We start from the raw sequence: 12,773 nt of genomic DNA, 5'->3' as shown, positions 1-12,773 counted from the left end.
CCGGGTGAGCACGCCATACCCTTCCCGGTCCGACGGCCCCGCCGGGCTGCACAGCACGACGGTCGGCGAGCAGGGCCCGGTCGTGGCGTTCTGCCACGGGCTCTTCGGCCGGGGGCGCAACTTCGGCGCCATCGCCCGGGCCCTGGAGCCCGACTACCGCAGCCTGCTCGTGGACATGCCCGACCACGGCTCGTCACGGTGGACCGAGCGCTTCGACTACGCGGTCGCGGCCGACCTGGTGGCCGAGCACCTGCGGGCCACGGTCGCCGCCGAGGGTCCCGTCCACGTCGTGGGCCACAGCATGGGCGGCAAGATCGCGATGACCACGGCGCTGGCCCACCCCGAGCTGGTCGACCACCTCGTCGTTGTCGACGTCAGCCCGGTCGGCTCCGGCGCGGCGGGGGAGTTCGAGCACCTGCTGGACGCCCTGGCCCGCATCGACCTGGAGACGGTGGAGAGCCTGCGCGACGCGGACGAGCAGCTCGCCGCGGACGTGCCGCAGCGCTCGCTGCGGGGGTTCCTGCTGCAGAACCTGCGCCAGGACCCCGGCACCGGGCGGCTCGGCTGGCAGCCGAACCTGGCCATGCTGCGCCGCGACCTGCCCACGATCACCTCCGACGTGCCGCACGAGGGGCGCACCTTCGACGGGCCGGTGCTGTGGGTGGGAGGCTCGGACTCGGACTACATCCGGGAGGAGAACGTGCCCGGGATGCGCGAGCTGTTCCCGCAGACGCGACGGGTGACGATCAAGGACGCCACCCACTGGGTGCACTCGCAGAAGCCGGAGGTCTTCACCGCCACGCTGCGCCGCTTCCTCGCCCCCTGACCTGCGACGGGGCACCGGCTGTCCTACAGTGTGGCCCATGGCCCGCTTCGTGGACATCCACCCGGTGGACCCCCAGCCCAGGCTGGTGGCGCAGGTGGCCGACGTGCTCAGGGGCGGCGGGCTGGCGGCGCTGCCGACGGACGCCTGCTTCACCCTGGCGGCCCGGCTCGGTGATCCCGGTGCCCGGCGACGGATCATCGAGATCCGCCACCTCGACGAGCGCCACCACTTCACGCTCATGTGCGCCGACTTCGCCCAGCTGGGGCACTTCGTCCACCTGGACAACGCCGTCTTCCGCGCCGTCAAGGCCGTGACCCCCGGCTGCTACACCTTCATCCTGCCGGCCACCCCGGAGGTGCCCCGCCGGGTGCTGCACCCCAAGAAGCGGACCGTCGGCGTGCGCATGCCCGACCATCGCATCTGCCAGGCGCTGCTCGCCGAGATGGGCGAACCGCTGCTGACGAGCACGCTGCTGATGCCGGGGGAGGAGGACCCGATGACCCACGGCTGGGAGGTCAAGGAGCGGCTCGACCACGTCCTCGACGTCGTCGTCGACGGGGACATGGGCGGGTGCGAGCCGACGACGGTGGTCGACCTGTCCCAGGGGTATGCCGAGGTCGTGCGGGTGGGTGCCGGAGACCCGGCGCCGTTCACGTGAGCGGCGTCCTGCTCCGGGGGAGGTCCTCAGGCCAGGCTGAGGAAGAGCTTCTCCATCTTCTTGACGTCGACGTCGCCGTCCTCGCTGGCCATGCACTGGCGCAGCCCCTCGGCGATGATCGCGTAGCCGGCCCGGTCGATGGCCTTGCTCACCGCCGCGAGCTGGGTGACCACGTCCTCGCAGTCGCGGCCCTCCTCCAGCATCCGGATGACCGCCGCCAGCTGCCCGTGGGCACGACGCAGACGGGTGGTGGCGGGCTTGACGGACTCCGGGGACAGTTCCACGAACCCAAGGTTACCTACCCGCGCACTCGCTACCGTCATACCCCCTAGGGTATCGTGTCCCGCACCGGACGCCAAGTGGCCACCCACCGACCGCAGGAGGACCCATGACCGCCCCCACCGTGCTGACCATCGAGACCTCCTCGCTCGGTGACCGCAGCTACCTCGTCCACGACGGCGACGTCGCCCTCGTCGTCGATCCCCAGCGGGACCTGGACCGGGTGCTGCAGCTCGCCGAGCGCGAGGGTGTGCGGATCACCCACGTGTTCGAGACGCACATCCACAACGACTACGTGACCGGCGGTTACGCCCTGGCCCGGCGGACCGGGGCCGCCTACCACGTCAACGCCGAGGACGACGTCGCCTTCGAGCGGGACGCGATCCGCGACGGCGACGTGGTCGAGGTCTCCGACACCCTGCGGGTGCGCGCGATCTCCACGCCGGGGCACACCTTCACGCACCTGTCCTACGCCCTGGAGGGCGAGCGCCCCTACGTCTTCACCGGCGGGTCGCTGCTCTTCGGCTCCACCGGCCGGCCGGACCTGCTCGGTCAGGACCACGCCGAGGAGCTCGCCCGGCTGCAGCACGGGTCGGCCCACCGGCTGGTGAGCGAGCTGGACGAGAGCACCGAGGTCATGCCCACCCACGGCTTCGGCTCGTTCTGCTCGGCCACCCAGACCGAGGGTGACGAGTCCACGCTGGCCAAGGAGAAGCAGACCAACCCGGCCCTGCTCAAGGACGTCGAGGAGTTCGTCCGCGAGACGCTGGACGGCCTCGACCTCTACCCGGCCTACTACGCCCACATGGGCCCGGCCAACGCCGCCGGCCCCGGCGCGGCCGACCTGGAGCCGCCGCGGCCGGTCGACAAGGAGGTGCTGCGCGAGCGGCTGACGGCGGGGGAGTGGGTCGTGGACCTGCGCACCCGGCAGGCGTTCGCGGCCGGCCACGTGCCGGGCACCTACAACGTCGGCCTCGACGGTCAGTTCTCCACCTGGCTCGGGTGGATGATCCCGTGGGGGAGCCCGGTGACGCTGCTCGGCGAGAGCGAGGAGCAGGTCGCCGAGGCCCAGCGCGAGCTGGCGCGCATCGGCATCGACGAGCTGACCGGCGCCGCCACCGGCGGACCACGGGACTGGACCGACGGGGAGCTGGGCACCCTGGCGACCGCCACCTTCGCCGACCTGGCCCAGGTCCGCCACCACCGGCAGGTCGCCGTGCTCGACGTGCGCAACCCCAAGGAGCACGCCGACTCCCACGTCGTGGGCTCGGTCAACATCCCGCTGGGCCAGCTGCCCACGCGGCTGGAGGAGGCGCCGGAGGGGGAGGTCTGGGTGCACTGCGCCAGCGGCTACCGCTCCTCGATCGGCGCGTCCTACCTGGCCGCCCACGGCCGGCAGGTGGTCGCGATCGACGACTCCTACGACGAGCAGGCCGGGACGGTCGGGCTCCCGCTGGAGGGAGCCTCCACCAGGTCCTGAGGGCCGAGGACGCGCGAAGGCGCCGGCACCCGCGCGGGTGCCGGCGCCCTCGTCGTCGGCCGGAGGGGCCTGGTCAGCCCATCGGCTCCCAGGTCAGCGCCTCGCTGCGGCCGAGGCTGGCCCCGACCTCCTCGCCGGCGACCTGCTGGATGTGCTCGAGCCGCTCGACCGTGGGACCGTCGGCGGTGAACGCCAGCCCGGTCCGGCCCCGGTCGTCGCCCTCGACCACGCGGATGCGCAGCACGCCGCCCTCGCGGAAGGGGATCGTGTAGCCGTCCTGCTCGCGCAGCGACCCACGGTGCAGCCCGGCCTCGTCCATGACCTGCTCGAGACGTTCCTGCGGCGTGTCGACCGCGAGGAACGCGGTGCTGCGCTCGTGCGCGCCCTCGGGCACGGCGTCGAACGTGTTCGGCATCGGTGGCACCAACTTCCTTGTCGTCCAGGTCCAGGACCGCCATCATCGCACCAGCCCCCGCCCGACGGGCACCGACCCGCCCCGGGCGGGCGCACCGGGGAAGGTCAGCGCCGCACCAGCTCCACCAGGATCTCGGCGTGGGTGGTCTGGGGGAACATGTCGAACAGCCGCGCACGCCGGACCCGGTAGCCGGGCATGCCCGCCAGGTCCCGCGCCAGGCTGTCGGCCGAGCAGGAGGAGTACAGGACGTGCGGGACGCCCGAGGCCTGCAGGGCCGCCGCCAGCGGGCCGATGCCCCGGCGGGGCGGGTTGACGACCACCAGGTCGGGTGGTGCCGCCTCCGTGGACCCGTGACCGGGGGAGAGGTATGCCGTCGCGTCCCCCGCCTCGAAGCGCACCGGGCCCGTGCCGGCGAGGGCGGCGGCGCTGGTCCTCGCGCTGAGCACGGCCTCCTCGGACAGCTCCACCCCCAGCACCGAACGTCCCGGGGCGGCCGCGTTCAGCGCGAACCCCCCGACGCCGCAGAACAGGTCCCAGACCACCGCGGGCGAGAGCTCCTGGATCCAGGCACGGGCCTGCCGGTAGAGCGCCGCGGCCATGGGCGTGCTCGTCTGGAAGAAGCTGCGCGGGCGCAGGTGCAGCACCAGGTCGTCGACGCGCATCGGGAGCGTGGGGTCCGCGGTGAGCACCTCCTCCTCCGGCCCCTCGAGCACGGCCCGGTGCCCGGGCTGGAGGTTGACGCTGACCACCCGGGTGCCCGGCAGCCGGTGCCGGAGCACCGGCAGCAGCTCCTGCACGCGGCGGCGCTGACCCGGGGAGCGCAGGACGAAGCGCACCATGAGCTCGTCGTCGGGGGAGCGGGTCAGGAGGACGTGCTTGAGCTCGCCCTGACGGCCGGGCACGTCGTAGGGGGTCAGCCCGGACCCGGCGAGCAGCTCCGGCAGCAGCCGGACCGCCGCGGAGAGCCCGGGCTCGTACAGACCGCACCCGCGCAGGTCCACGCCGCGCCCCCGGGCGTCGAGGATGCCCACGGTCGGTGCACCGCGACGGCCCCCGACGACGAGCTTGGCCTTGTTGCGGAAGCCGGACTCCTGGTTCTCCTGCGGCGCGTCCCACGCCTGCGGCGCGACCAGCCCGGCCAGGGTCTGCGCGACCCGCGCCTGCTTGTCCGCCAGCTGCACGGCATACTCCGTGCCCATGAGCGTGCACGAGCGGCACGCGCCGGCGTCGAAGTAGTCGCACTGCACCCGCCCAGGGTACGGACGGCAGGCGCCGGGTGCGGCGGTCGGGGCGTCAGGGACGGCCGGTCGAGCGCATCGCGTCCAGCGACCAGCGTCCCGCCCCGGTGAAGACCAGCGGCAGCGTCAGCGCGAGGTAGAGCAGCGTCGGCTCCCCGGTCACCGCCCCGCCCTCGCCGAGGACCGTGTAGTCCAGCCGCGGGTAGACCGTCAGCACCCAGGTGGCGGCCATCAGGGCCGCGAGCAGGAACGCCGCCGGCCGGGTGAACAGGCCGACCACCAGCAGCAGCGGAAGGACCAGCTGGCCCAGCAGCACGAGCCAGGCGACCAGCTCGGGGGCCTGGGCGCCGAGGACGTGGTCGTCGACCGCGCCGATCCAGGTCTGCAGGTCGACGGCCTTGTCCAGGCCGCGGGTCACCAGCAGCAGGGCGCCCAGCCGCAGGAGGAGCAGACCCAGGTCCAGGCTGCGGGAGTGCACCTCCGGGGCGGGGGACCCGTCCAGGTCCTCCCAGTCGTCGTGCACGTCGTGGTGGTAGTCCTCGGGCCCGGGGTCCTCCCGGAGCTCGGACGGCATGGTGGTCCTCAGTCCTCGGCCGGGACCTCGTCGGACCATCCCTGCTCGCGCAGGGTCCGACGCAGGGTCTGCGCATCCTTCGCGAGCTGGTCGGAGGGGCGCGGGCGCTTGCGGGCCAGGTCGAAGTCGTCGGCCGTCCGGGCGGGGAAGACGTGCAGGTGGGCGTGCGGCACCTCGAACCCCTGCACGATCACCCCGACGCGGGGGGCGTCGAAGGCGGCCTGCTGGGCCCGCCCGATCCGGGCGGCGACGTCGGTCAGGTGGGCCAGGACCTCGCCGGGCAGGTCGACCCAGTGGTCGACCTCGACCCGCGGCACCACCAGCGCGTGGCCCGGCGTGAGCGGCTCGATGTCGAGGAAGGCTGCGCAGACCGGGTCCCGCCACACCAGCTGTGCGGGGACCTGCCCGTCGATGATCGCGGTGAAGAGGGTCGCCATGGGCCGCCAGCCTAGTGCGAGGGGCGGGGCGCGGGACGCAGCGACGGGCCGCGGGAGCAGGACCAGGCGGCCAGCGCGTAGCCCCCCGCGAAGAGCACGGTCAGGCCGAGCAGGTCTACGAGCGAGACGCCGGGGGAGCGGTGCAGCCCCAGGGCGAGAACCGCGGCCGTGGCCAGCACGACGGCCCCCGAGGCCGCGGCGAACGCGTACGTCATACCCCTCGGCCGCAGGCGGACGAGCGCCGCACCCACGACCGCGACCACCGGTGCCGCCACGTAGAGCAGGTCGACCGGCCCGCCGGGGCCGACGACGCCGAGGGCGCCCACGCCGAAGAGGAGCAGGAGCGTGGTCGTCGCGGCGACCACGAGGCCGGCGCGGGAGGAGGTGCTCATGCTCCGACGCTAGCCCCGGAACCGTGGGGGCCGGGGGGACGAGGTGTGCAGATCCGGTGAAGACCGGCCGGCAGCAGGGCCGTCCGCGGCCCCAGGGTCAGTCGGCCACGCCGAGGAGGGCCTGGCAGGCGTCGGCGCAGTCGCGGCAGGCCTGCGCGCACTGCTGGCAGTGGTCGTGGTCGTGGCTCGAGCACTCCTCGGCGCACTCGCGGCAGACGGCGATGCAGGCCTGGACCACCGAGCGCCAGGAGTCGCCGTTGGGGCCGGGGCGGGAGAGGATCTCCGCGGTCGTGCGGCACACGGCGGCGCACTGGGTGCACAGGTCGATGCACCGGACCATGCCCTCGACGTGGTCGCCGTGCAGACAGGCGTCGGCGCAGGTTCCGCAGGTGGAGGCGCAGCGGCTCGCGGCGTCGATGGCGGCGCGCAGCTGCGGCAGGTCGAAGGTGTCCTTGGCCGGGTGGGTGCTGAGGATGTCGTCCATGCCCCGACCGTAGGGGCGGCGGGCGGCCCGCGCATGTCGGGGCCGCCCGCCGGCGGTCGTGCCCGGGGTCAGACCTGCGCGGTGGCGCGGGGACCGGCCACCAGCTCGCGACCGGGCCCGCCTGCTGCCCAGGCCTGGGTGCCGCCGGCCACCGAGTAGGCCTCGACCCCGGCACGGCGCAGCACCTCGGTCATCGAGCGGCTGCGGTTGCCGGTGGCGCAGATGACGTAGACCGGCTCGTCGCGGGGCAGCTCGTCGGCCTTGTCGGCGACCGAGCGCATCGGCACGAGCTCGGCACCGGGGAGGTGGCCGGCGCGGTACTCCGCGGGCTCGCGCACGTCGACCAGGGTGACGTCACGCTCGGCGTGGCGACGGGCGAAGTCCTCCGCGGAGATCTCCACCGGCGAGTCCGCCATCGCCTGCTGCGCCTCGACCTGGGCGCGCACGTCGTCCATGTCGAGGTCGCGCACGGCCTGCACGACCTGCTCCAGCGCGGCGGGGGGCAGGGCCCCCGCCTGCGCGAAGACCGCGATCCCGTCGCGGAAGGCCATGAGGGTGGGGATGGAGGTGATGCCCGCGGCCGCGGCCAGCTCGCGCTCCTCCTCGGTGTCGACCTTGCCGAAGGTGATGTCGGGGTGCTGCTCGGACGCGGCCTCGTACACGGGCGCGAACTGCTTGCACGGGCCGCACCAGTCGGCCCAGAAGTCGACGAGGACGATGCCGTCCGCGGTGATGGTGGACTCGAAGGAGGACACGGTCAGGTCAGTGGTCGCCATACCCACACTATACCCCCAGGGGTATGCTGTGCACCAATCCGCGGACCCGGTCGCGGGGGAGCGCCCCGGTCCCTCAGGCGAACCACTGCGTCGGCGGACCGAGGGCGAGCAGCACCGCGAAGGTGGCTCCGACGCCGACCACGCCCAGGAGGCCGGCCAGGGCGGGACGGCCGACGGCCGCCGCGACAAGACCCTCGACCGGACCGGACGGGGAGCGGCCCGCGTCCCGCAGCTGCCACCGCTCTCCGAGCAGGCCGCGCCGCGCGGCGCTGCGCTCGAACGGCACCGTGACGAAGGGGACCACCGCCGAGGCCAGGCCCAGCACGAGGTCCCGCCCCGACCAGCGCTGGTCGACCCCGACGACGAGGGTGACGAGGGCGTAGGCGAGGAAGACGAAGCCGTGCAGGCTGCCGCCGACCCGGACCGGCAGGTGGCCGGCGTCGAGCAGGTAGGTCGCGGTCATTCCGGCCAGCAGGAACGCCCAGGTGACCATCTCGGCGGCAGCCAGGAGGCCGTAGAGGCGGCGGGGGCGGGAGAGCAGGTCGGACATGGCACCTCTCGGACGACGGTCCCGCCATGGTCCCACGCGGGGCGGCCGGCTCCTACGCTGGACGCATGCCTGGCGGCGGTCGGCGAGGTCAGGCGGACCGCGTGAGACGGGTCGTCCTCGTCCGGCGCAGCGATCATGCTCGGACGCGCTGCAGCCGACGAGTCATCAGGTAGATCCTGCAACCGGGACAGACTCCAGTGGCGGCGTTGATGGCGGCCCCGACGAGGGCGACGGCGGTCAAGCCATAGCCGACACCATCGACGCCGAAGAGGAAGCCGAGCAGCGCCGATGCGGTCAGCACGAAGCCGAGGAACTGGGCAAAACGGGCCGGGTGAGCATCCTGCAGCTCGGTCGCCGCTCCGATCCGCGGCCAGATGTACCGGGCGAAGATCTGCGCCCACACGGACCAGTGCACGCTGACGAAGGCGGTGAGTCCGAACACGGCGACCTGCGAGGCCAGCAGCCCGAGAGCGAGCGGCCGAGCGGGACCCACGGTCAGCAGCACGACGACCAGCACGCTCGCCGTTGCGGCGGCGCTGAATCGGAGGGCGCGCGGGTCCACCCGGTCGCGGAGTGGACACGAGGTGATGCCGATGCTGCCCATGCGGCGCTCCTCACGGTGCGGGCGCCAGCGGCGGACGGCAACCCGCACGGCGAGGTGACGGCGCTGCTGCATCACGAATTCTACCGCTTGTGCGGCGGTGTCCGCAGTGGTTCCCTGAGCGCCTCGCACCTCGTCCCTGCGGCGCGGAATGGTCGAGGCCCACCACGAGGTCGATACTCGAACCATGCCGTCCATCTCTCCGGACCAGGACCCTCACCCGGCCTCCGTCGACGTCGGCACCCGGCTGCTGGAGGAGCGTGCCGCGCTCGCCGCCCGGGTCGCACAGCTGACGGAAGACATGGCCTCGTTCTTCGAGGCCTCGCGGGACTCGAATGCCGACGACGAGCACGACCCGGAGGGCCAGACGATCGCCTTCGAGCGCGCTCAACTGTCCGCCGTGACCGACCAGGCCCGCAGGCACCTCGAGGAGATCGACGCGGCGTTGCAGCGGGTGGCGAAGGGGACGTTCGGCATCTGCGACGTCTGCGACCAACCCATGGACCCGAGGCGACTGGACGCCAGGCCGACAGCGCGGGCCTGCGTCCGCCACGTTGCGGCCCACAGCTCTAGGCCCTGACCGGTCCCGCCCCTGGAGTCGCCGCGCGCCCGATCCGCCGCTTCGTGGTGACATCCGGCCTGCTGGGCGAGGGAGGTCTCAGTCGCGCTCTGCGTCGGTGGCGAAGCCCTCGAGATGCGGCAGCTGCTCTTCCGCCATCGTCTCCTGGAACAGCGTGATCTGGAGTTCGCCGGGCGCGTCGAGCCGGGAGTTCAGCGACCGCCACGGCGTCAGCACCGGCTCGGCGACGACGCGTGCGCCCGCGGACTCCAGACGACGGGTCATCCCCTCGGAGTCGGTGACCTCGAAGGCCAGGCGGATGCGCCGGCTCTCCTGGCCGCCTGCCTCGATCTGGTCGATGGCCTTCTTGTGGCCGGGGGAGGCGATCTCCAGCGTCGCCCGGCCTGCCTCGAGGATCGACACCCGGTCGTCGGCGCCCTGGGCGTAGGCGATCCGCTCCGGCAGGCCGAGCACGTCGCGGTAGAACCGCACCGCAGCGTCGAAGTCCTCGGCCTCGACGACGACACGGAGCTGCAGCACGGGCTTGTTCTCGTCCATGTCAGCATCCTCCACCGGCCGCGAGCGGACGGTCGTCGCCTCCTCGGCGGAGGTCACCTGCTGTGACTTTACATAATGTCGCTTATCGGCGTTACGAGACGTCTCGGCCAGCACGCGGCACCGGTGTGCCCTCGACTCCCTGGATCCGGACCATGTCCATCGGTGTGAGCACACCGGCGGACCGGTGCGGGACCATGTCCATGACGCTCATGTAGAGGGCCTGGTCGACGTGCCCCTCGAACTCCACGGGCCGCGGGCTGACCGCCAGGATCGTGGCGGCCACGCACGCGGCCGCGGCGGTCTGGGACGCCGGGTGCCCGGGCGAGACGTCGACCATGTTCGGCACGAGAATGCCGTCGATCACCGCGGTCATCATGGTCGCGGCGACGGCACGACCATCGCCGGCACGCGCGACGAAGCTGGCCTCCCGGTCCAAGGACCCGGCGAACCACGTGCGGAACGCCTCGCGGGTCGCCTCCACGTCCTTCACGGGCAGGAAACCCTGGTGCGCCGGCACGTAGGCGACCATCCACAGGTCGAGCAGCTCCTCCAGCGTGAAGTCGGTGCCGGGGGCCAGGGCCAGGCGCTCCCGCTCGGCCTTCGCGAGACGTTCCTGCGACCAGGCGAGCACGTCGGGGTGGCTGGTGCGGATCGCTCCGGGGGGCAGACTCTGCATCACCTCCACGTGGCCGACCACGGCGACCGCCTCCGCCTTCGGGGTGCCAGGCACGACACGCAGCATCACCGGTCGTTCGTCCTCGGCGACCAGTGCCCTCAGCAGGTCGGCACCTCGCCCCGGCTGGCAGGCCAGCTCGACCAGGTCGACGTCGGCGTCCGGACCGCCGCGACGGCGCAGGCCGGAGGCGACCACCTCGCCGTGGACCTCCTCGACGAGACTGCGGCTCTCACCGAGGTCGGCGTCGGGCTCCAGCCACGGCGCACCGTCGACGGGCAGATCGGACACGAGGCAGGCTCGGACGCTCATGCTTCACCGTGCCAGCGCGGCAGCGGCCCTGGCAAGACCGATCCTGCGCCGGACCGCGACGAGCGGCGGCCGCTACGGTGGTGCCGTGCGGCCCGACACCCAGCGTCGAGACCAGCCCGTGGGCATCGACGGGGTGCTGGCCGCGGGGCTGGTCACCGCGGCCGCGGTGCTCGTGCTGTCTGGCTCAGCGGGCTGATCGCGGTGGTGCTCGCCCTGAAGCACTGGGCCCGACGGCCTCGGGCCGGGGCCACGACGTAGGCGGCCGCCGGCCGGTCAGCGTGGTCGACGGCCGACCGCCAGCAGGTGCGGACTGCGCTCCGCCAGGGCGTCGAGCGAACCCGGGCGTCCGGCCAGCCCCTCCTCCAGGCGCTCGACCAGCTCCACCGCGAGCGCCACGAGCCGCTCGTCCCCGGCCGCCAGCCCCAGCGCACCCACACCGGGTCCCTCGACGCCGTGCACGACGACGTCGGTGAACCCGGCGGTCCTGACCTCCTGACGCAGCTGGGCCACCGAGTGCAGGTGTCCCCCGGGGAACCCGCCGTGCGTGCTGAACCAGACACCTGTCCGAAGGATCTCCAGGTCGGCCCGGCCCAGGTCGGGGAATCCACGGGTGGTCACCGCCTCGGTGAACGCCGCGAGCCGACCGATCCCCTGCGCGAACAGGGTCCCGCCCGGCCGGAGGACCCGGCGGGCCTCGGCGAGGGCGGTGGCCCGGTCGACGACGGTGACGAGGTGGTACAGCGGACCCAGCAGCAGGACCGCGTCGACCGAGCCGTCCGCGGCGGGCAGCGCACGGGCGTCCCCGACCAGCGCGGTGAAGGTCCCCGCCTGCGCGGCGCGAGCCACCTGGGAGGGCACCGGGTCCACGAGGGTCACCTCGTGCCCGGCCCCGGCCAGCCAGCGGCTGTGCACCCCGGTCGCACCACCGACGTCCAGGACCCTGGACCCCGGTGCCAGCAGACCGGTGACGATGCGGCGGGTGCGCTCGAGCTCCACCTGGCCGTCGACCGACGACCCCGTCCGTGCGTCCTCGTCGAACGGCCCGCCGTAGAAGTCCTGGATGGCCTCGTCGAGACGGTGCTGGACGCCCATGGGCCAGCACACTACCGGGGGTCCACCGGGCGCCGGACGGTCGTCTAGCGCCAGGCGAAGACGGGCTGCTCGAAGTGGTGGACCGGGTCGGTGCGCCCCTGCAGCCCCAGCCACCCGAGCTGCAGCACCACCGCTGCCGTCGGCGCGTGCACCACCTCCTCCCCCAGCACGAGCTCCACGACCGGCCGCTCGCTCTGCGGGATGCGCGTGAAGCGGGGCGAGTCCTGACGCAGCAGGTGGTGCAGACCCACGCGGAAGACGGCCTGCACCTCAGCGGGGTCCGGGCGCAGGTCCCCCGCTCCCCCGGCCCACAGCACCACCGGTGTCATGACGAACCCCGACCGCGTCCCGTAGTCGTCCATGAGGCCGAGCACGTCCTCCTCCCCCAGCCGCAGCCCCACCTCCTCCTCGGTCTCCCGCAGGGCCGCGGTCACGGGGTCCTCACCGGGGTCCAGCCGGCCACCGGGCAGGGCGTACTGCCCCCCGTGACGGCGCAGCCCCGGTGGCCGCCGGCACAGCAGGAAGGCCGCTCCCCCGTCGGCACGGTCCAGTCCCTGCCCCAGCAGGGCCGGGTCGTGGACCGGTGTGCCGTCGGCACGGCGCGCCTCCGTGCGGGCACCACCGGCGACGGACTGCACGAGCACGATCGCGACGGCCGCGTGGCGGCGCCCGTCCAGGGCTGCCTCGCGCCGAGCATGACCGGCCAGGTTCACCACCACCCGGTCGCGCAGCTCCCCGTCGTAGCGCACGGGCGCCGGCCACGCACGGGTGCCACAACGGTCCGCCTCCATCCGGGCACCGTAGCCGGTCACGTCCTGCACATCCCCGCCGCCAGGGTCCGCCTCGTCCACATCCACGACGCCGGGCCT

General features: G+C 73.5%; 18 protein-coding genes. 4 read left to right on the top strand and 14 right to left on the bottom strand.

Annotated features, from left to right (window positions below):
- Positions 1 to 4: 4 nt before the first annotated feature.
- A complete protein-coding gene (locus tag ACWHYA_RS13710) occupies positions 5 to 826 on the top strand; it encodes an alpha/beta fold hydrolase (protein WP_425942614.1) in 822 nt (273 codons plus the stop codon).
- 37 nt (positions 827 to 863) lie between these two features.
- On the top strand, positions 864 to 1,484 hold the full coding sequence (locus ACWHYA_RS13705) for an L-threonylcarbamoyladenylate synthase (RefSeq protein WP_425942613.1): 621 nt from the start codon (positions 864 to 866) through the stop codon (positions 1,482 to 1,484).
- Positions 1,485 to 1,510: 26 nt separating this feature from the next.
- Here ACWHYA_RS13705 and ACWHYA_RS13700 read toward each other — a convergent pair whose 3' ends face one another.
- Complete coding sequence (locus tag ACWHYA_RS13700) at positions 1,511 to 1,768, bottom strand: metal-sensitive transcriptional regulator (protein ID WP_425942612.1); 258 nt, start codon at positions 1,766 to 1,768, stop codon at positions 1,511 to 1,513.
- Between the two features lie 104 nt (positions 1,769 to 1,872).
- Between ACWHYA_RS13700 and ACWHYA_RS13695 the strand changes: the two genes are divergently transcribed.
- Entirely contained in the window at positions 1,873 to 3,243 is a 1,371-nt protein-coding gene (locus ACWHYA_RS13695) for an MBL fold metallo-hydrolase (RefSeq protein WP_425942611.1), read from the top strand.
- Positions 3,244 to 3,316: 73 nt separating this feature from the next.
- On the opposite strand, the gene ACWHYA_RS13690 is transcribed toward ACWHYA_RS13695, so the two are convergent.
- The 9 genes from ACWHYA_RS13690 to ACWHYA_RS13650 form a co-directional block, all read right to left on the bottom strand.
- Positions 3,317 to 3,658, bottom strand: coding sequence for a hypothetical protein (locus ACWHYA_RS13690; protein ID WP_425942610.1), 342 nt, complete (start codon positions 3,656 to 3,658; stop codon positions 3,317 to 3,319).
- A gap of 104 nt (positions 3,659 to 3,762) precedes the next feature.
- Entirely contained in the window at positions 3,763 to 4,905 is a 1,143-nt protein-coding gene (locus tag ACWHYA_RS13685) for a methyltransferase domain-containing protein (RefSeq protein WP_425942609.1), read from the bottom strand.
- Positions 4,906 to 4,951: 46 nt separating this feature from the next.
- Positions 4,952 to 5,470: a DoxX family membrane protein gene (locus tag ACWHYA_RS13680; protein WP_425942608.1), complete on the bottom strand. Its 519-nt coding sequence runs from the start codon at positions 5,468 to 5,470 to the stop codon at positions 4,952 to 4,954.
- 8 nt (positions 5,471 to 5,478) lie between these two features.
- A complete protein-coding gene (locus ACWHYA_RS13675) occupies positions 5,479 to 5,907 on the bottom strand; it encodes an HIT family protein (RefSeq protein WP_425942607.1) in 429 nt (142 codons plus the stop codon).
- A gap of 11 nt (positions 5,908 to 5,918) precedes the next feature.
- Positions 5,919 to 6,299, bottom strand: coding sequence for a hypothetical protein (locus ACWHYA_RS13670; protein ID WP_425942606.1), 381 nt, complete (start codon positions 6,297 to 6,299; stop codon positions 5,919 to 5,921).
- 97 nt (positions 6,300 to 6,396) lie between these two features.
- Positions 6,397 to 6,783: a four-helix bundle copper-binding protein gene (locus ACWHYA_RS13665; protein WP_425942605.1), complete on the bottom strand. Its 387-nt coding sequence runs from the start codon at positions 6,781 to 6,783 to the stop codon at positions 6,397 to 6,399.
- 68 nt (positions 6,784 to 6,851) lie between these two features.
- The gene (trxA, locus tag ACWHYA_RS13660; protein WP_425942604.1) at positions 6,852 to 7,559 is read right to left on the bottom strand and encodes a thioredoxin; all 708 of its coding nucleotides are present in this window, start codon (positions 7,557 to 7,559) and stop codon (positions 6,852 to 6,854) included.
- Between the two features lie 73 nt (positions 7,560 to 7,632).
- Positions 7,633 to 8,109 (bottom strand): DUF3817 domain-containing protein, encoded by a 477-nt coding sequence (locus ACWHYA_RS13655; protein ID WP_425942603.1) that lies wholly within the window; start codon positions 8,107 to 8,109, stop codon positions 7,633 to 7,635.
- Positions 8,110 to 8,242: 133 nt separating this feature from the next.
- Positions 8,243 to 8,908, bottom strand: a complete 666-nt coding sequence (locus tag ACWHYA_RS13650) for a DUF4395 domain-containing protein (protein ID WP_431472873.1) — start codon at positions 8,906 to 8,908, stop codon at positions 8,243 to 8,245.
- On the opposite strand from ACWHYA_RS13650, the gene ACWHYA_RS13645 reads away from it, so the two are divergent.
- Positions 8,898 to 9,290, top strand: a complete 393-nt coding sequence (locus ACWHYA_RS13645; protein ID WP_425942601.1) for a TraR/DksA family transcriptional regulator — start codon at positions 8,898 to 8,900, stop codon at positions 9,288 to 9,290. The genes ACWHYA_RS13650 and ACWHYA_RS13645 overlap by 11 nt on opposite strands.
- 78 nt (positions 9,291 to 9,368) lie before the next feature.
- Here ACWHYA_RS13645 and ACWHYA_RS13640 read toward each other — a convergent pair whose 3' ends face one another.
- The 4 genes from ACWHYA_RS13640 to ACWHYA_RS13625 form a co-directional block, all read right to left on the bottom strand.
- Complete coding sequence (locus ACWHYA_RS13640; RefSeq protein ID WP_425942600.1) at positions 9,369 to 9,884, bottom strand: VOC family protein; 516 nt, start codon at positions 9,882 to 9,884, stop codon at positions 9,369 to 9,371.
- Positions 9,885 to 9,918: 34 nt separating this feature from the next.
- Complete coding sequence (locus ACWHYA_RS13635; protein ID WP_425942599.1) at positions 9,919 to 10,812, bottom strand: hypothetical protein; 894 nt, start codon at positions 10,810 to 10,812, stop codon at positions 9,919 to 9,921.
- Positions 10,813 to 11,085: 273 nt separating this feature from the next.
- On the bottom strand, positions 11,086 to 11,904 hold the full coding sequence (locus tag ACWHYA_RS13630) for a class I SAM-dependent methyltransferase (RefSeq protein ID WP_425942598.1): 819 nt from the start codon (positions 11,902 to 11,904) through the stop codon (positions 11,086 to 11,088).
- Between the two features lie 44 nt (positions 11,905 to 11,948).
- On the bottom strand, positions 11,949 to 12,716 hold the full coding sequence (locus tag ACWHYA_RS13625; RefSeq protein WP_425942597.1) for an NUDIX hydrolase: 768 nt from the start codon (positions 12,714 to 12,716) through the stop codon (positions 11,949 to 11,951).
- Positions 12,717 to 12,773: the final 57 nt, after the last annotated feature.

It is taken from the genome of Ornithinimicrobium carbonis (assembly GCF_977012275.1).
The sequence above is the reverse complement of the archived record's forward strand: the minus strand, read 5'-3'. Positions and strand labels throughout refer to the sequence as shown.

What these genes read in the sequence shown, in the direction of transcription:
- ACWHYA_RS13705 (WP_425942613.1), top strand. Translation starts at nt 864, where the DNA reads ATGGCCCGCTTCGTGGACATCCACCCGGTGGACCCCCAGCCCAGGCTG.
- ACWHYA_RS13695 (WP_425942611.1), top strand. Translation starts at nt 1,873, where the DNA reads ATGACCGCCCCCACCGTGCTGACCATCGAGACCTCCTCGCTCGGTGAC.
- ACWHYA_RS13690 (WP_425942610.1), bottom strand. Translation starts at nt 3,658, where the DNA reads ATGCCGAACACGTTCGACGCCGTGCCCGAGGGCGCGCACGAGCGCAGC.
- ACWHYA_RS13680 (WP_425942608.1), bottom strand. Translation starts at nt 5,470, where the DNA reads ATGCCGTCCGAGCTCCGGGAGGACCCCGGGCCCGAGGACTACCACCAC.
- ACWHYA_RS13675 (WP_425942607.1), bottom strand. Translation starts at nt 5,907, where the DNA reads ATGGCGACCCTCTTCACCGCGATCATCGACGGGCAGGTCCCCGCACAG.
- ACWHYA_RS13670 (WP_425942606.1), bottom strand. Translation starts at nt 6,299, where the DNA reads ATGAGCACCTCCTCCCGCGCCGGCCTCGTGGTCGCCGCGACGACCACG.
- ACWHYA_RS13665 (WP_425942605.1), bottom strand. Translation starts at nt 6,783, where the DNA reads ATGGACGACATCCTCAGCACCCACCCGGCCAAGGACACCTTCGACCTG.
- trxA (WP_425942604.1), bottom strand. Translation starts at nt 7,559, where the DNA reads ATGGCGACCACTGACCTGACCGTGTCCTCCTTCGAGTCCACCATCACC.
- ACWHYA_RS13655 (WP_425942603.1), bottom strand. Translation starts at nt 8,109, where the DNA reads ATGTCCGACCTGCTCTCCCGCCCCCGCCGCCTCTACGGCCTCCTGGCT.
- ACWHYA_RS13645 (WP_425942601.1), top strand. Translation starts at nt 8,898, where the DNA reads ATGCCGTCCATCTCTCCGGACCAGGACCCTCACCCGGCCTCCGTCGAC.
- ACWHYA_RS13650 (WP_431472873.1), bottom strand. Translation starts at nt 8,908, where the DNA reads ATGGACGGCATGGTTCGAGTATCGACCTCGTGGTGGGCCTCGACCATT.
- ACWHYA_RS13635 (WP_425942599.1), bottom strand. Translation starts at nt 10,812, where the DNA reads ATGAGCGTCCGAGCCTGCCTCGTGTCCGATCTGCCCGTCGACGGTGCG.
- ACWHYA_RS13630 (WP_425942598.1), bottom strand. Translation starts at nt 11,904, where the DNA reads ATGGGCGTCCAGCACCGTCTCGACGAGGCCATCCAGGACTTCTACGGC.